Genomic DNA, 20,024 nt, shown 5'->3' with positions numbered 1-20,024 from the left:
AACTACTTTGTTTTATTGATATCATTTACTTGTCGGATTACATTATACAATGCAACACCAACGCCTACTAATACAAAAATAGTGTTATAATAAACTTTTGGACTTGGATGTTTCTCGTCTAGCCAGGTTCCGAAATAAGAGAAGACAAAAATTATTACCCCCATTTGAAAAGGAATATTAATAAATGCCAACCATTTATTTCTCCTATTATTGTTCGGTTCCTTTTCCATCTTCTAACATGATTACTGTATTGGCATGGGCCAGCATGGTACAGGTTGCTGTGAAGTCAGCTCCTGGTTCAATAGAAAGTTTTCCTACTGCTACTTCTCCGTGTATTTGAGCAGTCGATTTAATATTAAGGGTTTCTAGTACTTTTATTTTTCCGTGAAATTCTCCTTCAATATCTGCATTGTTACAGATAATTTCTCCTTTAACAACTCCTTTGGCCCCAATTACTATTTTGCCTTGCGAAGTAAAATTTCCAATCAATTCGCCGTCTAATCTAAAATCGGCTTTAGAAACTATATCTCCTACGATGGAGGTTCCTTCTACAATTCTGTTTGTTTTTCCTAATTGTTCAGTTCCATTTTTTTTTACTTTTTCAAACATGGCGGTTAAGATTTAAGGGGTTTTCGGGGTAATGTATGCGTCTAAATTCTTTTTAATCTGAACAATTTTGTAATTATCATTTGATATAATTATTGCCTGATCTGGGATTTTATATTTCTTATCATCTCTAAAAACTCCTGCAATATCATTTGCATAAGCTTCAGATTTTAAACCATGAATAACTACAAAACTTTCTGTTTTATTGTATTTATCCAAAGATGTTGTCAATCTTTCGTAATTTTCAACTAACAAAAATACTCTAATTGCTTCTTCAATTCTTTTAACCGTTTTCGTATCGTTATTAGAAACTCGGTATATTATTTTCCAATTTTTGGTGTCTGTTGTTGTAAAATTAAGCTTCTCTAAAATAGGAACCTGTTTTTCTAGATTTTCTCTAGCGGTTTTACCTTCTTCACTATTTGGATAATTAACTGCGACATTCTCAAGTCCTTTTTTGTAGGCCTCTAAGCCGTTTACTTTTCCTAAAGTATTGGCTTTTAGTAATTCGTATTTCGAAACAATATCATCTCCAGAATATTGGTTAATCAGATTATCAATATTTGCCAAGACTTCATCAAAATGTTCTTCTTCAAAAAGTTTATACCATTTTTCGTATTCTTTGTCGGGACTAGAATTTGAATCCTCTTCTTTATTATTTATAATATGTGCATACCTCGAATTTGGATATTTCGAAGAAATCTCTGCTTTTATAGCTTCTGCTTTTGCTGGATTTGTAATTTGATAAATTTTGTACAAATTATACATCGATGGCAAGACTAGTTTTTCTTCAGGATTATTCTGAAGTAACTGTTCTAGTTTATTGCTTGCCAGATTATATTCTTTAAATTTCTCTTTATATATAAGTCCTAATTGGTAGTACGAAAAATTACGTTCTTTACCAATACTATCCATAGCTGTTTGCGAAGTAGGAAGCTGTTTTACATAATAAGCTACAGTATATTTTTCTGGTACAATTGTATCTTGTGCTGGATTGGCAACTTCTTTTGAAGAAATAGTGTCATTCATCGCGTCATTATTGGCTGCTTTGATTCCTGCCAATCTCCAGTTTCCGCCCATAGTTCTGTTGCCCCACATTTTTTTGAACTGCAGTTTTCCGTAGGCAACAGTTGTCGGATTATAAAAATAAAACGAACTTGCATTATCATTTCCTCCTGGAGGCATTCCAATTCCTTCTGGTTCTACAGGTTTACCCAGCGATTGTGGATTTACAGCTCCATTTCCAGGAATTTCTGCCTGAGAATTTCGGTCGATATTGGCCAATCGTTCTTTTTCCTTTTCTTGTAAAAGTCTTTTGGCTTCGTCTTTCTTTTTAAGCTCGGCAATATAATTTTCAAAGTAATCTTTCTTTTCGGTCGGCGGTAAATTGTACACCTTAATAATACTGTCATTGCGTTTTGCAATGGCTTCGTATTTAATTACGTCATCTAGATTTTTTCTGTTTTTTTCTATATAAATATATTCTCTGGTTTTAGGGTCCAGTTTTACCAATGTACTGTCATAGTACTTGGCTGCCATGCTATAGTCTGTATTTTTAAAATACATATTCCCAATATTTCTATAGGCAGAAGCCATCAAATAGGGATCTTTAGATTTTCTTCCTAAAGATTTATTGTAGTGTTTTAAAGCATTTTCCTGATCTTTCTTTTTATCATAATAAACTCCCATTTCATAAAAAAGAACATCATAATAAGGGCGATTTTCACGATCGGTCACCAATTTATTAAATGTCTTTAAGAAAATCGTATCGTTATCTTTTCCATAATCAAACATTTGCGCTTTTTTCGCGTAAGCGTGCATCATGTACTTACGATCTGCTTTTCTGTTCAAATCAATAACGGCATCGTAAAAATAAGTGGCGCTGTCACGCTTTCCTTCTGCCTGATACATCTGGCCAAGGATAAAACGATATCTTGCGCGTTCTTCATTATTTTTGGTAAATTGTTCTGCAATTCTGAGTTTAGAAACAGCGCTGTCTTTTTCCTCTAAATTTAGATATGCTTCTGCCAAGAGAGCATTTGCATCTGCATAAGTCTGTTTATCTAAATCTGTTTTTTTTAGTAAAATTTTAATGTTTTTAAGCGCGACCGCATCGTTACCTAGACGCATATTGGTTTTTTCGCGCCAAATTTTTGCGATGGAAATATTATCGCTTTCGGGATATTTATATAAAATATAATTGAATGCCTCAATTGCTGGAATAAAACGCTGATCGTAATATCTTGCTTTTCCTAACATTAAGTAGGCTTCATCAATCTGATAATTTTTCTCTCTTCCGCCAATATTCATCGAATGCTTCTGAATGGCTTTTGTAGCTTTTGTTTCTGCCTTTTCAAAATCGGCATTTTTAGCTTTTTCGCCTTCAGAAAAATTTTCGTCAAACTGCATTTTTTCAATTGGTAAAATTTTCCAAAAATTATCCTCGTTATTGGCCTGAATAGATTTTAATCCTTTATCCAAACCAATTCCGCCATTATACAAAATATTATATTTTGTGCTTAAGGCGTGGGAATTTCTAGACAAAAAGGTGTTTTTTTTGGTAGAACAAGCTATCAAAAAGAATAAAAAAACGAGAGTAAAACTATATTTAAGAGTATTCTTTTTCAATAGAAACGAGTTTAAAACAGATAACTACTAAAAATTGGTTTTAGTATATTCATTTGTAAAAATACGGTTCTTTTTTAAATATAGAAATTCTTACACCGCAAAAAACAATTCTAGTTCTTGTAAGGTCTCTTTTGAAGTCTGAATATCTTTGACTATTTCACCTTTATTAAGGACTACAATTCTATTGCAAACCTCTACAGTGTGCTGTAAATCATGGCTTGATACTAAAACAGTTACGTTTGGATTATCGGCTAAATCTTTAATAATTTTTTTTAATCGACTCACTGTGGTTGGATCTAAATTTGCAAAAGGCTCGTCTAAAATAACCACTTCTGGATTTCCGATAAGTGTGGCAATAATTCCTACTTTTTTCTGGTTTCCTTTTGAGAGATCGCGAAGGTATTTTTTGTTCTTCAAAATTTCGCCGTTAAAAAATTCTTCGTGTTTTGCTAATAATGCATCTACATCTGCTTTATTCTGATTTCGCAAATCTCCAATAAAATAAAAATATTCTTCTGGAGTTAAATAACCGATAAGGAAATTTTCGTCTAAAAAAGATCCTGTAAAAGATTTCCAGTTTTCGCTTGTATTTACCTGAATATCATTGCTTTTTATATATCCTGTCGAAGGATGGATTAGATCTAAAAGCAAACTGAAAAAAGTTGTTTTTCCTGCTCCATTATTTCCGACCAATCCAAAACTTTGTCCTTTTGGAATTTCTAGATGACTGATATTTAAAACTGTCGTTTCGTTATATTTTTTTGAAAGCTGATTTACTTGTATCATTTTTAATTTTAGATTTTTGATTGTAGATTTTAGATTACTAATTATCTAATTGACTAATTCTCTAATTAACTAATTGGCTAATTAACTCTTTTGCTTATAAGCGCTTATCGTGCTATATTTCTCGATTTTATATCTTTTTTCGATTAGCGTAAATACCTTTTCTTTAAAGATAAAACCTAAAATTCCTGCTCCAGCAACCAAACTTAACGCAACGGTTTTATCTGCAAAATGAAGTCCAAGCCAATACAATAATAAAGGCAGAAATATTTTAGGCAGTGAAAGAAGCATCGAATTTACATTAAAGGCCTTTTTATCTCCAAAAGCTCCTCCGGCATTACTCAAATCGATCGGCGTTTTAGTAAATGCACCTCCCAAAAGAACCAAATGAGAGTTTACGCCAATATTATAAATGGCTCCAACTACAATTGTTAGATAAACTTCCCATCCATAAAAAAGATAAAAAGCGGCTAATATCGTAGAAATAAATGTTGCAATAACAATAAGCCACCACTTAGCAGTTATATAGCCTCTGTACGGAATATTCTGTGTCATCATTAATTGATAATAGGAACTATCCCAGCTTGGTACAAATTGCCCAAAAACAAAGAGAAATCCTCCCGAAACAAATATTCCGGCAAAAATTTGCATTGCCGGCGGTTGGTGCGGGTTACCAAAAAAAATGAGTCCATAAAATAAAAAGATCACACTCATTACAATGGTCGTTTTTGATCTTTTATTTCTCTTGATAAGTCTAATATCGTTTTTAAGAAATGTGCCTAAAGTTCCAAACTGATTTAGCCATGAAAGATTTTCTGTAGAAGCAATGTCATGTTTTACTGAAAGACCAGCGTCTAGGTATAAATTATTTTTGAAGTATTTAAAAGTAAAAGCATAGAGCCCAATTAAAATTAAAATTGGAATTAAAAACAGTCCATCAATATCATAAAAACTCTGAAAAAATGGAGTAGTAAATACCGTAACATCAAATAAGTTATAATATTGACCTGCCGCCAAACTTAAAGCCAGCACGACAAATACAACAAATAATTTATCAATATTACTTAAAATAATATTCAGAAAATTATTGATATAAATTAATGCCATAATTCCTAAATTCCAGAAAATAATTTCTACTACATCATAACCATTTAAAATTAATACAACTGAAAATGGAATAAAAAACAAAGCATGCACCCAATTAAAAAAAGATAATGCGGTTTTGCCTAAAGAAAAATGAACAATGGTTGGTTTTCTTAAAGGAAGAACTAGTAACGGTTTAATATTCAAGACAGGAATTGGCTGTAATAATAATCGAATTATTAAATCGGATAAGAAATAGTAAATCAGAAATTTATTTACCGTTACCAATGGTTCCATCTTCATTTCTTTAAGCATGTAAAATGCTCCTACTCCCATAGCCATAAAAATTAATGAAAAATAGATCATCAAAAAACCTATTATGAGTTTCATTGCCAGATTTTTACCAAAAGAGGCCGATCTGATAAAAGCTTTCCATTCGAGATAAATAAACTTCTTAATCATGGTTTATGGTTTTAGTATTTTTGTAGTAAGAGACCAAATGTAGGAAAACGTTACAAAAAAAGTTAAAAAAAATAATTTAGTGGTAAACTTTTAATAGTGGTTTGCTACTTTTGCATAAAAATTCTATCATGCCTTCATTCTTAAAACTTATAATTAAAGAGGTTAAACGCGAAACTGCAGATGCCGTTTCTATCCTTTTTAATGTTCCCGAAGAACTAAAACCAGACTATAAATTTATAGCTGGACAATATATAAATTTAAAATTAACACTTGACAATCAAGAAATTAGACGTGCTTATTCTATTTGTTCTGCTCCAGACAGCGGCGAATTAAGAATTGCGGTTAAAGCAGTAAAAAATGGTATTTTTTCTCAGTTTGCCAATACTAAATTAAAAGCTGGAGATGTTCTTGAAGTAGGTCAGCCAGAAGGAAAATTTACTTTTGAGCCAGACGCAGAAAGACAAAAAAATTACGCAGCATTTGTTGCAGGAAGCGGAATTACACCGGTTCTTTCTATCGTAAAATCGGTTTTAAAAAATGAGCCAAAAAGTTCATTTGTATTAGTTTACGGAAATAAAACTCCTGAAGATGCAATCTTTCACCAAGAACTTCACGATTTACAATTGCAATATGTAGGCAGATTTTTTGTGCATTATGTTTACAGTCAGGCGAAAGCTGAGAATGCTTTGTTTGGAAGAATTGAAAAATCGGCTGTGAATTTTGTTTTAAATAACAAACACAAAGAACTTGAATTTGATAAATTTTTCCTTTGCGGACCAGAAGAAATGATCAATACAGTTTCTGATGTTTTGAAAGAAAAAAATGTAAAAGATTCTGCTATTAAGTTTGAACTTTTTACTTCTTCTAGTGAAGAAAATGTAATTCAAGGTTCTCAAGAAGGTCATACTAAAATTACAGTTTTAGTAGACGATGAAGAAACTACTTTTGAAATGTCTAAGAAACAGACTATTCTTGATGCGGCTCTAAAACAAGGTGTTGACGCTCCATATTCTTGTCAAGGCGGAATCTGCAGCAGCTGTTTAGGACGTGTTACAACTGGTTCTGCAGAAATGACAAAAAATTCTATTTTAACGGATAGTGAAATCGCAGAAGGTTTAATTTTAACTTGTCAAGCTCATCCAACATCTGATACCATTTATGTTGATTACGATGATGTATAAAATATAAAAATTCCAATCCCAAAGCCTTGGGATGAAATTCCAAATTCCAATGTTAACAATCAGAATTTGGATTTTTTTTGACTCTTTACATCTTTGTCAAAGATTTCATTTTTCCACTTGGAATTTGGACCCGAAGTTTCGGGATAAAAAATTGGAATTTAATTTTTAGGTTTATGAAATCAATTCGAGAAATATTTAGAAATAATAGAGATCTTCTGGAAGAATCTGAAGTACAACAACTTGTTTCTTATTGTGAAGAACTGCAAGACGAAATTATAGAATTAAAATTTCAAAAAACGGAGAATAAAGAACTTGCTTTAATTGACATGATTAAAGAAGTTATAAAAGGTTGCGAAGCTTTAGACAAAGAACAAATGGAACACGAACGTTTTGGCTATGACGCGCCAGATTATAAATCAACCGTTTCGTATTTACAGCGATATATTCATAGCCGATGCCGTGAGGAGAAGATTTGGATAGGGTAAATTAAATTCCAATACAAAAATTCCAAATTCCAATTTGAGTTCGTCTGACTTTGTCAAAGCTTAAAACTTTGACAAAGTTAATCACCCTAAAGTTTGGAATTTGGAATTTATAAATTGGAATTTCCTTTTAAAGTAAATTCGTTATTTTGCTTGTGATATCCTCTGGCTTAATACTCCTCATTGCATCTTCATAACCTTCGACAATCTTATTTCCGTAAACCGAAGTTGGCAATTTTGGATATTGATTTCGGTCTGAAGTCAAGGCGTTTTCTAGACTTTGGTTGAATGGCAAAAATCCCGCAAACGGATGCGTAGCGCCCCAAAGGGTAACTACTTTTACACCCAACATTGCGGCAATATGAGCATTTCCAGAATCCATAGAAAGCATCACATCAAGGTTACTTATTAATTGTAATTCCTGCTGAAATTTAATTTTTCCCGCCATATTAATTACATTTTCAAATGGTTGAGCAATCGAATCTAAGATTTCGATTTCTTTTTTTCCTCCGCCAAAAAGCAAAATTTTGTACGACGAATTTTGAGCCAGTTTTGCAATTACTTCTTTCATCAAATCTAACGGATAAACCTTAGAATCGTATTGAGCAAAAGGTGCAATTCCGATTAATTTTTGGTTTTCGTTTCCGATAATTTCTAAAATTTCATAACTTAAAACTGCTTTTTCAGGAAATTCTGGATGAGATAAATCTATCGAAAAACCCAGCTCTTCAAACACTTTTGCATGTCTTTCGAACATGGTTGGCAGCTGTTTGAAAATCTTATTTTCTGCGCGTGTTAATTCTTTTTTTCCTTCTCTACCTTTATCAACCGTTGCTCTTTTTTTTCCGCTTAAAGCGAAAAGCAAACTCACAATCTTAGATCTCAATACATTATGAAGATCTGCAAAGGCATCGATTTTGAGTTCTTTTACATCAGAATATAACTTCAAAAGTCCAAGAAAACCTTTGTGTCTTTCTTTTTCATCAAAAGAAAAAAACTCTAGATTTGGAATTCCGTCAAAAAATGGTTTGAAAAAAGGTCGCGAAATAACGGTCAGTTTCACGTTTGGATATTGTTTTACAAAAGCTCGTAAAACAGGAACCGTCATGGCGACATCTCCCATTGCGGATAGTCTCATGACGGCTATATGCTTAATTTTTTTATTCAAATTTATATTATTTAAAATTAAAATGTGCGAAATATTATAAAATGAGGTAATTCTTTGGCCATTCTTTGGCCATTTCATTTTAAAAAAATAACGTGAAAATCAATTGTTTACAAGGGTTTATTAACAAAATGATGGGGTTTTCAACAATTTAATCCTTTTTCTTTGGTCTTTCTTTGGCCATTTCTGCTCTTTCTGTTTTTTCTGTTTTTTCTGCTCTTTCTGTTTTATTCTTTATCATCTCTTTCATCCCAATGTTTAATGCTTCAGATATTACTTCAATTTCTTTAATATAATCTTGACTTAATTTATAAGTTGATGCAGGCCCTTCCCCTAGTTGTTCTAACGTTTTATTTGAAACTAATTTATCTACTCTAAACCTTACTTGTTTTCTAGATAATTTGTCTTCAAAAAGACCTACAAAATCTTTCATTTTTGCATTTTCTTCTTTAGTCAAAAACTGTACAATCGCATTAAATACTTGGCTGTCATCTATTTCTTTAAGATTATAATATTTTGCTTTCTCATCTGTAAAATCATAATAATCTTTAGATAGAATATAAAAAACTGCATTTGTTTTACCTCTTTTCTCAATTAGTTTTTTCTGCAAAAGATGATTTATTTGTTCTGATTCAAGGTCATTTTTCTGAACGCCATTTTTAATTTTATTCAATGTAACTATTTCAAGAACAGAAAGTTTTTCATTTTCAGGAAGTTCTTTTTGAATTGAATCAATAAATAAAGCAAAAGCACGATCTTCTATTATTGCAGAAAGTTTAAGGTTTACTTGAAAATTATCTGATTTTGAATAATCAGGTTCTGCTTTGCCTTCTGAGAGTGTATTATAATATATTTTATCTACGCCTTGTCCCGAACGTTCAACAATTCCAGTCTTTTGCAAAATATCTGCTAATAATCTATTTCTTGGAGTGCTTGGTATTTTTATTAAGTTCTCTAGAGTTACCCCAGCAGGAAAGCCACCAGCATTAATAACATCAAGTCTCTGGGGAAATTGTTTAATTACAATCTCAGATGTTCTTCGATAATCTCTATGCGATATAGCATTATTAATGGATTCTCGAATTACTTCTTCATTAAAATAAGGAATATTAAAAATATATGCTCCGTCTTGAATAGGAAAACTTCCATTTCTTAAATTAATCGTTTTCCATAATTCATCTATTAAAATAAAAAAAGGTTCTACAAATTCTATTCTATTATCGAAAGGAATTTGACTTTCTGAATTTCTGTATTCTAACATTACTTTGGCCTGTGGTAGCCTTTCTTGCAATGTTTCTTTTTTTGCCAATAAAATCAATGCGGCATTCGTTAGCTTGCCTTTTTTTAAAAGATCGAGATCAGAAAGAATCTGTTTATTAGGCAATAACTTAAATTGTGGATTATTTTGTTTGATTGAATACTTTTCTTTCAGTAATAATATGGCTTTTTCATCTAAATCTGAAATTTCTAAATCTTCGCATATTTGCTGTGAAAAATCAGGTTCCTGCTCTTGAATGATTTTTAAATAAAATTCATCTGACATTGGTTTTAATTCTTCACCAACTCTCATTAAAGCAACATCTTCAAATTTAAAAACTTTTCCAGCAGGTCTACATGGAATTTCTATTACTAATACTCTTTTAGCATCTTCATAAAGTTCATATATAGACGGACGGATTCCCGTATCAGTATATATTTTAGATTCAAGTTCTCCTATTGAACCTAAATTCTGTTGAGTACCAACTACTTCATGTGGATAATTATCAGTCATCCCAATGACTAAATATCCTCCACCTTCATTACATAAGGCGGTAACATATCCTAAAATGCATCTTCGTCTATCGCTAGGTTTCGGTTTAGAACCACCATCATAGGATATATTACCTCCTTCTCCTTTTTTAAATTCAACCTTGTCTTCTGACTCTTTGAGTTTTTTTAATAGTTCAATTGTTATCATAGACAAACTTGTAATCTAAAAAAATTATTTTTTGTTTTGATATAAAACTGGGTTCAATTCATCATCGTTGTACATTTTCATTTGTTTGTACACTTTCATGAATTTATCCCCGTTTTCGATATCTGTCAGTAATTCTTCAATTGCTGTAGATAAATCTGTTCTTTGTTCTAAAAGAATGTTTAATTTTTCCTGACACTTATCTCTGTGTTCCTGAGAAGCCTCTGCACGAGTTGCTTCTTCATGCATGTGATAAATTTTTAAAGCTAAAATAGACAATCTGTCAAATGCCCAAGCTGGACTTTCAGAATTGATTTTTGCCCCGTCTTTTACTTTTACATTACTATACTTTTGTAAAAAGTAACTATCAATATATTCCACCATATCAGTACGTTCCTGATTTGATGCGTCGATTCTTCTTTTTAATGTTAACGCGGCAACTGGATCAATCTGTGGATCACGAATAATATCTTCAAAGTGCCATTGAACGGTGTCAATCCAATTTTTTAGATATAATAAATGTTCAAATTTATCTTTTGGATACGGATTATTGATCGGCTGATCTACATTATCAAATTGATGATAATCTTTGATACTTTGCTCGAAAACAGAATATGCTAATTTTGAAAACATGTCTTTATTTTTTTTACTAAACAAAGATACTTTTTATACTTTTATACTTTGAAAAAAAGCGTTAATTTTTCAATTATTCATAAAAAACAATTGATCTTCTAAAAAAATAATATGAAAATCCATTATATCTCTGAGAACAACAGTGTGTTAAATCATTTTTTAGGACAAATCCGAAATGTAAATGTTCAAAACGACAGCATGCGTTTTCGTAGAAATATTGAACGCATTGGAGAAATTATGGCTTATGAATTAAGCAAAATTCTACCTTATAAACAGGTTGAAATTCAGACTCCTCTCGGATTTAAGAAGACTACAGAAATTGATACCGATTTAGTTTTATGCCCTATTTTGAGAGCTGGACTGCCGCTTCATAATGGTTTTCTAAATTATTTTGATCATGCCGAAAACAGTTTTGTTTCTGCCTGCAGATTTCATCCAAACAATGATGACGAATTTGAAATTAGAGTTGAATATCAGGCAATTTCAGATTTAAACAATAAAACGGTTTTACTTCTTGACCCAATGCTTGCCACTGGTCAATCGATTGTGGCAGTTCATAAAAAACTAGTGGAACATGCTGCTCCAACAGAAATTCATATTGTTGTAGTTATTGCTGCTCCAGAAGGTATTGCTTACCTAGAGAAAAATCTTCCAGAAAACTGTCATTTATGGGTTGCCTCTCTAGACGAAAGACTAAATGAGAAAAATTACATTGTTCCCGGACTTGGAGATGCTGGCGATCTTGCTTACGGAAGTAAATTATAATTGAGAGAAAAAAGTAAATAAACTGCAGACAATCAAGGTATAATAAACAATTTCGTTATTCAATTTTTGCTGCATATATTCTACATGGCTTGTTGCCATAATAGTTAATGGTGCAATACTAAACAATAATAAATCATTGCTTTTATTTGGCGAAATGATGTAAACAAAGGCCGCTATAAAAAAACAAGCTACAATTTTCTTGTACGAAGAATGAACAATTTGCGGTCTGTTTGATAACGTCATTAACATTGAAGTCACAAAAAATAAAGCTACAGCCGTGTATATTGAAAGTGCCACATTTTCGTAATTATTCGTAAAATAATCAATTTTAAAATCGACAACAGCTCTTTCCTGAATAAAAGTTACGGCATCAATATTTATAATTAACGATGTCATGTAAAACAAAATCGCTACTGCCAAAAGTGCTATAAAAGGCAAAACCCAGTTTCTATAATCTCTCGAAACGTGAAAAATAATGGAGATATAAACCAATATCAAGAAGAGAATACTCCAAAATTGAAATAAAGAAGCTACAAAAATCCAAAATGCTGCATCAAATATTTTTTCTTTTGATGCTTTAAGCGATTGAAGCGAAATCAATCGTCGAAGTGCCAATAAAATAAAAAAATTGGCATAGATAACATTTGCGTTATTAAATATTGTTGGGAAAAACAGAATGAACAATAAGTAGAAAAATATCGCGTATCCGTTGTCTTTACTGAGTCCGTTCTTTTTTACAATAAAATTAATCATAAAAAAAGAAGCTAAAATGAAGCACAATAAACTCACTTTTTGGAAAGCCAAAAAATAAGAACTAACCCAAGAAGGGTCTTTAATTTGGAACATAAAAAAGAAAACCAGTATTAAAATTACAACCAATGAATAATTTAATGGCGTAGATTTTTTAAAAACACTTGTTATCATAAGGATATTTTATACTTTTGTGATTGTAAAGATACTACTTGTTTAAAAGGAAAAACCTAACAAGTTGAAAAAAGATTTGGTTCGCCGAATTTTATCTTCAAGGCATTACACAACAATAAATAACATATAATTTTCAAAATTATGACAGCTTTTTTCGAAGGAATTCAATACCTATTCGTTAACATTTTGTTTGCTCCTCTTGACTTTTTACGTCGTTTGGAATTAATTACATGGTTTGGTGCAAATACTATCAACTGGATTTTTATGATCATCTGCTCTATAGCAATCGTATATTGGATTAAACAATTACGCATTTTTGATGATGCTGGAACAGAAAACCAAGATACAACAGCTCATTCATTTTTAAAATAAAAACCAAACCCTTAATTAAAAGGGTTGGTCAATTTTATTTTTAAATTAGATCGAAGCCAATATCTTTTCTAAAATACATCTTATCAAAGCTTAGTTTATCTATGTTTTGGTAAGATTTTTTTATGGCTTCTTGGAAATTATCTCCATATGAAGTCACAGCAATTACACGTCCTCCATTAGTAACGACATTTTCGTTATCTAATTTTGTTCCTGCATGAAAAACAATAGAATCTGTAACATTCTCTAAGCCAGAAATTACTTTTCCTTTTTCAAAATCTTCAGGATAGCCGCCAGAAACTACCATTACCGTTGTAGCGCTTCTTGGATCAACCTCTAAATTGAAGTCTCCTAATTTCTGATCGGCAACAGACAAGAACAATTCAACTAAATCTGATTTCAATCTAGGAACCACAACTTCGGTTTCCGGATCGCCCATTCTTACATTGTATTCAATAACAATTGGTTCACCTTTTACATTGATTAAACCGATGAATACAAAACCTTTATATTCGATTCCGTCTTTTTGGAAACCTTCGATTGTTGGTTTTACAATACGAGTTTCAATTTTTTCCATTAAAACTGCATCTACATAAGGAACCGGAGAAACTGCTCCCATTCCGCCTGTGTTTAAACCTGTATCTCCTTCTCCAATTCTTTTATAATCTTTTGCTGTTGGAAGAATTTTATAGCTTTTCCCGTCTGTTAAAACAAAACAGCTTAATTCGATTCCGTCCAAAAATTCTTCAATAACAACTTTTGAACTTGCTGTACCGAACTTTGCGTGAACCAACATGTTGCGTAGTTCTGTTTTAGCTTCTTCAAGATCCTGAATAATCAAAACACCTTTTCCTGCTGCTAATCCGTCTGCTTTTAAAACATAAGGAGGCTGTAACGTTTCTAAGAAATCACATCCTTTTTCTACTGTTTCGGCAGTAAAACTATCATAAGCCGCAGTTGGAATATTATGTTTCATCAAGAATTCTTTTGCAAATTCTTTACTTCCTTCTAATTGCGCACCCAATTTTGATGGTCCGATAACCGGAATATTTTTTAAACTTTCGTCGTTTTTAAAATAATCGTAAATACCTTTTACCAACGGATCTTCAGGTCCTACGACTACTAAACTTATATTTTCTTTCAGCACTAATGCTTTTACTGCTTCAAAATCTGTTGCAGATATTGCCACATTCTCAGCAATTCCAGCAGTTCCTGCATTTCCAGGTACTACAAAAAGTTTTTCGCAAAGCGGACTCTGAGTCATTTTCCATGCAAATGCATGTTCCCTTCCGCCTGATCCCAATAGTAAAATTGTCATGGTGTTGTTGTATTTAGTTGTGGTGCAAAAATAGTGGGTTTTAAGCTTAAATAATAATTTATTTTACCTACCTTTGGCGTTAGTAACGAGAAAGGTATGATAATTTCATTTGGATCTAAAGACACTGAAAAAATTTGGAATGGTATTGTTGTCAAAAAACTTTCAATAGAAATACAACAGATTGGAAGAAGAAAACTTAGAATGCTTAATAACTCACAGAATATTTCTGATTTGAGAATTCCGCCTTCTAATCGTTTGGAGAAACTTTCTGGAAATCTTAAAGAATTTTATAGTATTAGAGTTAACAATCAATGGCGTATCATTTTTTGTTGGGAAAATGGAAATGCTTCAAATGTAGAAATTATTGATTATCATTAAAAAGTTAAAAAAGAAATGGAAAAATTAAACAATATACATCCTGGTGAAATTTTATCGGAAGAATTTTTGATTCCGCTCAATATCACACCTTATCGTTTGTCAAAAGAATTAAAAATTCCTCAAACTAGAATTTCAGAAATTATTAAAGGAAATCGCAGAATTACTGCCGATACTGCGTTACGTTTAAGCCAATATTTTGGAAATAGTGCTAAATTCTGGCTTGGACTTCAAGATGATTATGATATTGAAGAAGAACAATTTAATAAAGGTCAGGAATTGAGATCAATTAAACCCTATGACGATATAAAAGAAGCTATTTAATGATTTCTGTTTTCGATATTACGCTTCGTTTAAATGGTTTTCCGATAAAGAAAGCCAAAACCGAATTGAATCAAATTATAAATTTATCTGAAGAAGAATTTGCCGTTTTTCTAGAAAATAAAAAGAAAGAAATTGTCGATTTTCATCTCAAAAATAATCCTTTTTATCAGGAATTAATTGGAAATAAAGATGTTCAAAAATGGGAAGATTTGCCTGTTTTAAACAAAAAAAATCTTCAAAAGCCACTTTCTGAAAGGCTTTCAAAAGGTCATTCTAAAAAAAATATTTACCTCAACAAAACCTCAGGTTCAAGCGGAACTCCTTTTGTTTTTGCTAAAGATAAGTATTCTCACGCCTTAACCTGGGCTTCAAATATTATGCGTTTTGGCTGGTTCGGAATAGATTTTAATCATTCTTACCAAGCGCGTTTTTATGGAATTCCGATGGATTTTATTGGATATCAAAAAGAGCTTTTTAAAGATTTTTTGAGTCGCCGAGTTCGATTCCCGGTGTTTGATTTATCGGATGATGTTCTAGAAAAATTTCTTCGAAAATTTGAAACCAAAAAATTCGATTACCTCAACGGATACACGAGTTCAATTGTTTTGTTTGCTAAATATTTAGATCGAAAAAATATCGTTTTAAAAGAAATTTGTCCAACTCTTAAAGCTTGTTTTGTTACTTCTGAAATGCTTTTTGAATCGGATAAAAAATTGCTGGAAAAACAATTTGGCATTCCAATTATTAATGAATATGGCGCTTCTGAATTAGATTTAATTGCTTTTGAAAATCCACAAGGTGAATGGCAGGTAAATGCTGAAACTTTGTTTGTCGAAATTTTAGACGAAAATAATAATCCCGTTCCAAAAGGAATTGAAGGAAAAATTGTGATTACTTCTTTATTCAACAAAGCAAATCCTTTTATTCGATATGAAATTGGAGACATCGGAATTTTAGATGAAAAAAGTACACCGCAAAAACCAATTCTCAAGAAATTAATTGGAAGAACCAATGACGTTGCTGTATTACCAAGCGGAAAAAAATCTCCTGGCTTAACCTTTTATTATGTTACCAAAAGCATCATAGAAGACGACGGAAATGTAAAAGAATTCATTATCAAACAAACAAAAATAGATTCTTTTGAAATTGAATATGTTTCTGAAAATGAATTAGTTTCAGAACAAATTAAAAAAATAAAAAGCGCCATCGATTTATATCTGGAACCAAATTTGAACTTCACATTTATCAGAAAAACAGTTTTAGAAAGAACCAATCGCGGAAAACTAAAACAATTTAAATCTTATATTTAATATAAATAAAATCCTACATTTTTTTTATTGAAAACTTATGAACCATCAATCTCTTCTTTCTGAAGAAACAATTTCAGACAAAATATATTTTATTCGCGAAAAGTGATGCTCGATCGTGATCTCGCCTTACTTTATGGAATTGAAACAAAAGTATTGAAACAAGCTGTTAAGAGAAATATAAACAGATTTCCTGAAGATTTTATGTTTGAACTCAATAAATCAGAATTTGAAAATTGGAGGTCACAATTTGTGACCTCCAATTCTGATAAAATGGGTTTACGTCACATGCCAATGGCCTTCACCGAACATGGCGTTCTAATGCTTTCAAGCGTTCTAAAAAGCGACAAAGCAATCCAAACCAATATTCAGATTATGCGCATTTTCACGAAAGTGAGACAAATGCTTTTGGATACAACTGAAATAAAAGTTGATATTCTACATCCCGAAGCCTCGGGACAGAAGAAATTGGAAAATCATGATAAGAATATTGAATTGGTATTTTCTTATTTGGACGAATTGACTGAGAAAAAAGAAAATGAATGTGAAAGAGTGAAAATTGGGTATAAAAAATGATCTTGAAGTCGCAAATTGCGACTTCAAAATGACATTGAAAAAAACATAGCCCACGGTTTCAACCGTGGGTACTCATGAATTATCACAATACGTTTCCCAAGGTTAAAACCTTGGGCTATGTTTGAAATACAATCTATTATTTTTTAAGGTAGCAATTTGCGACCTTAAAAAATTTAAATATTCTTAATATATCGAGGTTTTATAACCAACTGCGTAAACAAAAACCTCAACATTAATAAAACAGCAAACGCAAAATTATATCCGTGAAATTCTCGATAAACGCCAAAATTGTGTTTTATCAATTTGAATTTTGATGACGAAATAGAATCTTTTCTTATTCGATAAAAAGCCAAAGATTCAGGAACTGGCATTGCAACTTTAATTTGTTTTAAAATTGTAAGCCATATTCTCCAATCTTGCCTTTTTTGTGAGGTTTCCAAAATAATTTTCCCAAAATAATCCACATCATAAATTGCTGTTAGATTACCAACATAATTGCAGAAAAACAATTGCTTGTAAGTCAGTGGATTTGGTGATTCAACTCTTCTGTTTAAATCATTCCCTTCTTCGTTAACAGAATCGTAAAAACTAAAAGTAAAGTGTAGATTATTGGTTTTTAAAAATTGAATCTGTTTTTCTAATTTTTCTGAAAACCATAAATCATCAGCATCCAAATAGGCAATATATTTTCCCGTGGCTTTTTCTAAAGCTGCGTTTCTGGCAAAACCATTTCCTCTATTTTCTGGTAATTTAAAGAGTTTAATTCGACTGTCTTTTTGAACAAATTTTTCAATTATAGCAACTGTATTATCTGTAGAAGCATCATCAACCAAAATCATTTCCCAATTTGTATAAGTTTGATTTTGAGCTGACTCTATAGTCGATTTAATGAACTTTTCAGTATTATATGTTGGTGTTAAAATAGATACTAAAGCGTTCATTAGAATTTATAGTCTTTAAAAAAAATTATTTGATATAACTAGAAAAGTCTTTATGTTCTTCTTTTGCAAGTTCTTCTGGAGATAATGATTTGAAATATTCGTAAGTAATCTTCATTCCTTCAGCACGGCTTACTTTTGCTTCCCAACCTAACAATTCTTTTGCTTTTGTAGTATCTGGCTGGCGCTGTAATGGATCGTTTACTGGAAGTGGATGATAAACCACTTTTTGGTTTGTTCCTGTCAGTTTTATAATTTCTTCAGCAAAATCTTTAATGGTAATTTCATCTGGATTTCCAATATTAACCGGATATACATAATCAGAGTGTAATAATCTGTAAATACCTTCGACCTGATCGTCTACATAACAGAAAGAACGCGTTTGCATTCCGTCGCCAAAAATCGTTAAATCTTCACCGCGAAGTGCTTGACCAATAAAGGCAGGAATTACGCGTCCGTCGTTTAATCGCATTCTTGGTCCATAGGTATTAAAAATACGTACAATTCTCGTTTCTACGCCATGAAAAGTATGATAAGCCATCGTGATCGATTCTTGAAAACGTTTTGCCTCATCATAAACTCCGCGCGGACCAATTGTGTTTACATTTCCATAGTATTCTTCTGTCTGCGGATGCACCAATGGATCTCCATAAACTTCTGATGTTGATGCAATTAAAATTCTTGCTTTTTTCACGCGTGCTAATCCTAATAAATTATGCGTTCCTAGTGATCCAACTTTTAGAGTCTGAATCGGAATTTTTAAATAATCTATCGGACTCGCAGGAGATGCAAAATGTAAGATATAATCTAAATCGCCTGGAACATGAACAAATTTGGTAATATCATGATGATAAAATTCAAAGTTCTCCAGCTTGAATAAATGTTCAATATTTTTAAGATCTCCTGTAATTAAATTATCCATTCCAATTACAAAGTAACCTTCTTTTATAAATCTGTCACATAAATGTGATCCTAAAAATCCTGCTGCTCCAGTTATAAGTATTCTTTTCATTGTTCTATTTTCTGTTCCTTAAAATTTGTTGGCACATTGAACATGCAGTAAAAAATTATAAAGAAAATTATTCCTCTTTGTCGACTTAAAAAGGATTCGGTCAAAAATAAGATTATCATTGATACCGAAAAAGCAATATGAATAAAATCTTTATTTAAAATTCCTTTTCGCAATGAAATAAATAACATGCTTACTACGAGTAAAAAACCAAATATTCCCAGCTCTGCAAATATTTGCACATACTCATTATGAAAATTGAAATCTCCATAATTGGGATACAGATTGTGCTCTCTAACCTTGTTTTTTATCTTTTCTTGAGCGGCTTCTAGACCAAAACCGGTAAAAAAGATATTTTCTTCTTGGAGCATTTCATTAAAGATTCTTATTTGAAAAAGTCTAAAAGCAGTTCCTGGAAAAAAGTCATTCTGCTGAAATTGATCCTGATTCCATGCCTGCTTTAAACTTATGTTATAAATTGGACCTTGATTTTCTTTTATGGTTTTATTTAAAGACCCATCAACAAATATGGTTTCAAATTCGATCATAAATCGATCTCTGACTGGCTTAATAAAAATTATGGAAGTGATCGATACAATAAGAACTGTTGAAAGAATTATTGTTTTTGCGCGCAAAGAAATCGAATCAAAAAAAGAATAATAGATTACTATCATCACTAAATCGACTATGATAATATTTTTGGATGATAGCAAAAATATAAATGCTATCAGGATCAAAAGTCCTGTTTTGTCAATAACTGTTTTTTGTTTTTTTGAAATAAAATAAAACATGGCCAACGAAGAAAAAACAGCCATATAAATAGCATTCAATTCTAATGTAACCAATTCATGGTAGAAAAAAACTTCCTTATTACCAGAATTTATAAATCTTACAATTGCCTTTAAAAAATAAAAAACAGCAAAACCAGCCATTCCAAAACTGAACCATTTTAAAACTTTATCTACATGGTTTCGGTCCATTTTTGATAAAAAACAAAATGCCAAAGGAATTAATAAAAATAATATTTCTTTTTGTAAACCTTTAATTGTGAGTTTGCTATCTATAGTCCAAATTAGGGATATAAACATCAAAAAATACAAGAGCATTGGAAAGAATAAAACGCTCGAAATTGAAAAATCTGC

General features: G+C 31.5%; 21 protein-coding genes. 8 read left to right on the top strand and 13 right to left on the bottom strand.

Features of this window, described 5'->3' with window-relative positions:
• Positions 1 to 2: 2 nt before the first annotated feature.
• The 5 genes from EG814_RS02495 to EG814_RS02475 form a co-directional block, all read right to left on the bottom strand.
• On the bottom strand, positions 3 to 230 hold the full coding sequence (locus EG814_RS02495; RefSeq protein WP_125718565.1) for an AtpZ/AtpI family protein: 228 nt from the start codon (positions 228 to 230) through the stop codon (positions 3 to 5).
• Entirely contained in the window at positions 208 to 609 is a 402-nt protein-coding gene (locus EG814_RS02490) for a bactofilin family protein (RefSeq protein ID WP_125718563.1), read from the bottom strand. Before EG814_RS02490 ends, EG814_RS02495 begins: the two co-directional genes overlap by 23 nt.
• A 12-nt stretch (positions 610 to 621) precedes the next feature.
• Complete coding sequence (gene porW / locus EG814_RS02485) at positions 622 to 3,234, bottom strand: type IX secretion system periplasmic lipoprotein PorW/SprE (protein WP_125718561.1); 2,613 nt, start codon at positions 3,232 to 3,234, stop codon at positions 622 to 624.
• A gap of 90 nt (positions 3,235 to 3,324) precedes the next feature.
• Positions 3,325 to 4,020 (bottom strand): ABC transporter ATP-binding protein, encoded by a 696-nt coding sequence (locus tag EG814_RS02480; RefSeq protein ID WP_125718559.1) that lies wholly within the window; start codon positions 4,018 to 4,020, stop codon positions 3,325 to 3,327.
• 81 nt (positions 4,021 to 4,101) lie between these two features.
• A complete protein-coding gene (locus EG814_RS02475; RefSeq protein ID WP_125718557.1) occupies positions 4,102 to 5,562 on the bottom strand; it encodes a DUF5687 family protein in 1,461 nt (486 codons plus the stop codon).
• Between the two features lie 128 nt (positions 5,563 to 5,690).
• Here EG814_RS02475 and EG814_RS02470 point away from each other — a divergent pair, with 128 nt between their 5' ends.
• Positions 5,691 to 6,743, top strand: a complete 1,053-nt coding sequence (locus EG814_RS02470) for a ferredoxin--NADP reductase (protein ID WP_125718555.1) — start codon at positions 5,691 to 5,693, stop codon at positions 6,741 to 6,743.
• Between the two features lie 173 nt (positions 6,744 to 6,916).
• Positions 6,917 to 7,228, top strand: coding sequence for a hypothetical protein (locus EG814_RS02465; RefSeq protein ID WP_125718553.1), 312 nt, complete (start codon positions 6,917 to 6,919; stop codon positions 7,226 to 7,228).
• Positions 7,229 to 7,355: 127 nt separating this feature from the next.
• On the opposite strand, the gene EG814_RS02460 is transcribed toward EG814_RS02465, so the two are convergent.
• The 3 genes from EG814_RS02460 to EG814_RS02450 all read right to left on the bottom strand — a co-directional run bounded on the left by EG814_RS02460 (position 7,356) and on the right by EG814_RS02450 (position 10,977).
• Positions 7,356 to 8,363: a glycosyltransferase family 9 protein gene (locus tag EG814_RS02460; protein WP_125718551.1), complete on the bottom strand. Its 1,008-nt coding sequence runs from the start codon at positions 8,361 to 8,363 to the stop codon at positions 7,356 to 7,358.
• A gap of 178 nt (positions 8,364 to 8,541) precedes the next feature.
• Positions 8,542 to 10,347, bottom strand: a complete 1,806-nt coding sequence (locus EG814_RS02455) for an ATP-binding protein (RefSeq protein ID WP_206430285.1) — start codon at positions 10,345 to 10,347, stop codon at positions 8,542 to 8,544.
• Between the two features lie 24 nt (positions 10,348 to 10,371).
• Positions 10,372 to 10,977 carry a DUF4254 domain-containing protein gene (locus EG814_RS02450; protein WP_125718547.1) on the bottom strand — a complete coding sequence of 202 codons (606 nt, stop codon included), beginning with the start codon at positions 10,975 to 10,977 and terminating at the stop codon, positions 10,372 to 10,374.
• A 111-nt stretch (positions 10,978 to 11,088) separates the two neighbouring features.
• Here EG814_RS02450 and upp point away from each other — a divergent pair, with 111 nt between their 5' ends.
• Positions 11,089 to 11,742 (top strand): uracil phosphoribosyltransferase, encoded by a 654-nt coding sequence (gene upp, locus EG814_RS02445; protein WP_125718545.1) that lies wholly within the window; start codon positions 11,089 to 11,091, stop codon positions 11,740 to 11,742.
• On the opposite strand, the gene EG814_RS02440 is transcribed toward upp, so the two are convergent.
• Entirely contained in the window at positions 11,737 to 12,666 is a 930-nt protein-coding gene (locus EG814_RS02440) for a DUF6427 family protein (protein ID WP_125718543.1), read from the bottom strand. The two genes, upp and EG814_RS02440, sit on opposite strands and share 6 nt — an antisense overlap.
• Before the next feature lie 141 nt (positions 12,667 to 12,807).
• Here EG814_RS02440 and EG814_RS02435 point away from each other — a divergent pair, with 141 nt between their 5' ends.
• A complete protein-coding gene (locus EG814_RS02435) occupies positions 12,808 to 13,038 on the top strand; it encodes a DUF6341 family protein (protein ID WP_026727295.1) in 231 nt (76 codons plus the stop codon).
• Positions 13,039 to 13,078: 40 nt separating this feature from the next.
• Here EG814_RS02435 and purD read toward each other — a convergent pair whose 3' ends face one another.
• Positions 13,079 to 14,353 (bottom strand): phosphoribosylamine--glycine ligase, encoded by a 1,275-nt coding sequence (gene purD / locus EG814_RS02430; RefSeq protein ID WP_125718541.1) that lies wholly within the window; start codon positions 14,351 to 14,353, stop codon positions 13,079 to 13,081.
• A gap of 96 nt (positions 14,354 to 14,449) precedes the next feature.
• Here purD and EG814_RS02425 point away from each other — a divergent pair, with 96 nt between their 5' ends.
• The 4 genes from EG814_RS02425 to EG814_RS02410 all read left to right on the top strand — a co-directional run bounded on the left by EG814_RS02425 (position 14,450) and on the right by EG814_RS02410 (position 16,935).
• Positions 14,450 to 14,731, top strand: coding sequence for a type II toxin-antitoxin system RelE/ParE family toxin (locus EG814_RS02425; protein WP_125718539.1), 282 nt, complete (start codon positions 14,450 to 14,452; stop codon positions 14,729 to 14,731).
• Positions 14,732 to 14,746: 15 nt separating this feature from the next.
• Positions 14,747 to 15,052 carry a HigA family addiction module antitoxin gene (locus tag EG814_RS02420; RefSeq protein ID WP_125718537.1) on the top strand — a complete coding sequence of 102 codons (306 nt, stop codon included), beginning with the start codon at positions 14,747 to 14,749 and terminating at the stop codon, positions 15,050 to 15,052.
• Positions 15,052 to 16,362 carry a phenylacetate--CoA ligase family protein gene (locus EG814_RS02415; protein ID WP_125718535.1) on the top strand — a complete coding sequence of 437 codons (1,311 nt, stop codon included), beginning with the start codon at positions 15,052 to 15,054 and terminating at the stop codon, positions 16,360 to 16,362. The genes EG814_RS02420 and EG814_RS02415 overlap by 1 nt, the downstream gene beginning before the upstream one ends.
• A gap of 105 nt (positions 16,363 to 16,467) precedes the next feature.
• Entirely contained in the window at positions 16,468 to 16,935 is a 468-nt protein-coding gene (locus tag EG814_RS02410; RefSeq protein ID WP_235830896.1) for an ORF6N domain-containing protein, read from the top strand.
• Positions 16,936 to 17,108: 173 nt separating this feature from the next.
• Here EG814_RS02410 and EG814_RS02405 read toward each other — a convergent pair whose 3' ends face one another.
• Genes EG814_RS02405 through EG814_RS02395 form a run of 3 tightly spaced genes read right to left on the bottom strand, consistent with a single transcriptional unit; the run spans position 17,109 to position 19,970 of the window.
• Positions 17,109 to 17,876 carry a glycosyltransferase family 2 protein gene (locus tag EG814_RS02405; protein WP_125718533.1) on the bottom strand — a complete coding sequence of 256 codons (768 nt, stop codon included), beginning with the start codon at positions 17,874 to 17,876 and terminating at the stop codon, positions 17,109 to 17,111.
• 25 nt (positions 17,877 to 17,901) lie between these two features.
• The gene (locus EG814_RS02400; RefSeq protein ID WP_125718531.1) at positions 17,902 to 18,885 is read right to left on the bottom strand and encodes a UDP-glucuronic acid decarboxylase family protein; all 984 of its coding nucleotides are present in this window, start codon (positions 18,883 to 18,885) and stop codon (positions 17,902 to 17,904) included.
• A complete protein-coding gene (locus EG814_RS02395; protein ID WP_164515258.1) occupies positions 18,882 to 19,970 on the bottom strand; it encodes an O-antigen ligase family protein in 1,089 nt (362 codons plus the stop codon). Before EG814_RS02395 ends, EG814_RS02400 begins: the two co-directional genes overlap by 4 nt.
• Between the last annotated feature and the right edge of the window lie 54 nt (positions 19,971 to 20,024).

The organism is Flavobacterium ustbae (genome assembly GCF_003946915.1).
GTDB lineage: Bacteria > Bacteroidota > Bacteroidia > Flavobacteriales > Flavobacteriaceae > Flavobacterium > Flavobacterium ustbae.
Note: the sequence above shows the minus strand (reverse complement) of the source record. Positions and strands in the feature narration are given on the sequence as shown.

Coding starts and splice junctions, on each gene's coding strand:
- EG814_RS02495 (WP_125718565.1), bottom strand. CDS start 230: ATGGAAAAGGAACCGAACAATAATAGGAGAAATAAATGGTTGGCATTT.
- EG814_RS02490 (WP_125718563.1), bottom strand. CDS start 609: ATGTTTGAAAAAGTAAAAAAAAATGGAACTGAACAATTAGGAAAAACA.
- EG814_RS02480 (WP_125718559.1), bottom strand. CDS start 4,020: ATGATACAAGTAAATCAGCTTTCAAAAAAATATAACGAAACGACAGTT.
- EG814_RS02475 (WP_125718557.1), bottom strand. CDS start 5,562: ATGATTAAGAAGTTTATTTATCTCGAATGGAAAGCTTTTATCAGATCG.
- EG814_RS02470 (WP_125718555.1), top strand. CDS start 5,691: ATGCCTTCATTCTTAAAACTTATAATTAAAGAGGTTAAACGCGAAACT.
- EG814_RS02465 (WP_125718553.1), top strand. CDS start 6,917: ATGAAATCAATTCGAGAAATATTTAGAAATAATAGAGATCTTCTGGAA.
- EG814_RS02460 (WP_125718551.1), bottom strand. CDS start 8,363: ATGAGACTATCCGCAATGGGAGATGTCGCCATGACGGTTCCTGTTTTA.
- EG814_RS02455 (WP_206430285.1), bottom strand. CDS start 10,347: ATGATAACAATTGAACTATTAAAAAAACTCAAAGAGTCAGAAGACAAG.
- EG814_RS02450 (WP_125718547.1), bottom strand. CDS start 10,977: ATGTTTTCAAAATTAGCATATTCTGTTTTCGAGCAAAGTATCAAAGAT.
- upp (WP_125718545.1), top strand. CDS start 11,089: ATGAAAATCCATTATATCTCTGAGAACAACAGTGTGTTAAATCATTTT.
- EG814_RS02440 (WP_125718543.1), bottom strand. CDS start 12,666: ATGATAACAAGTGTTTTTAAAAAATCTACGCCATTAAATTATTCATTG.
- EG814_RS02435 (WP_026727295.1), top strand. CDS start 12,808: ATGACAGCTTTTTTCGAAGGAATTCAATACCTATTCGTTAACATTTTG.
- purD (WP_125718541.1), bottom strand. CDS start 14,353: ATGACAATTTTACTATTGGGATCAGGCGGAAGGGAACATGCATTTGCA.
- EG814_RS02425 (WP_125718539.1), top strand. CDS start 14,450: ATGATAATTTCATTTGGATCTAAAGACACTGAAAAAATTTGGAATGGT.
- EG814_RS02420 (WP_125718537.1), top strand. CDS start 14,747: ATGGAAAAATTAAACAATATACATCCTGGTGAAATTTTATCGGAAGAA.
- EG814_RS02415 (WP_125718535.1), top strand. CDS start 15,052: ATGATTTCTGTTTTCGATATTACGCTTCGTTTAAATGGTTTTCCGATA.
- EG814_RS02410 (WP_235830896.1), top strand. CDS start 16,468: ATGCTCGATCGTGATCTCGCCTTACTTTATGGAATTGAAACAAAAGTA.
- EG814_RS02405 (WP_125718533.1), bottom strand. CDS start 17,876: ATGAACGCTTTAGTATCTATTTTAACACCAACATATAATACTGAAAAG.
- EG814_RS02400 (WP_125718531.1), bottom strand. CDS start 18,885: ATGAAAAGAATACTTATAACTGGAGCAGCAGGATTTTTAGGATCACAT.
- EG814_RS02395 (WP_164515258.1), bottom strand. CDS start 19,970: ATGTTTATATCCCTAATTTGGACTATAGATAGCAAACTCACAATTAAA.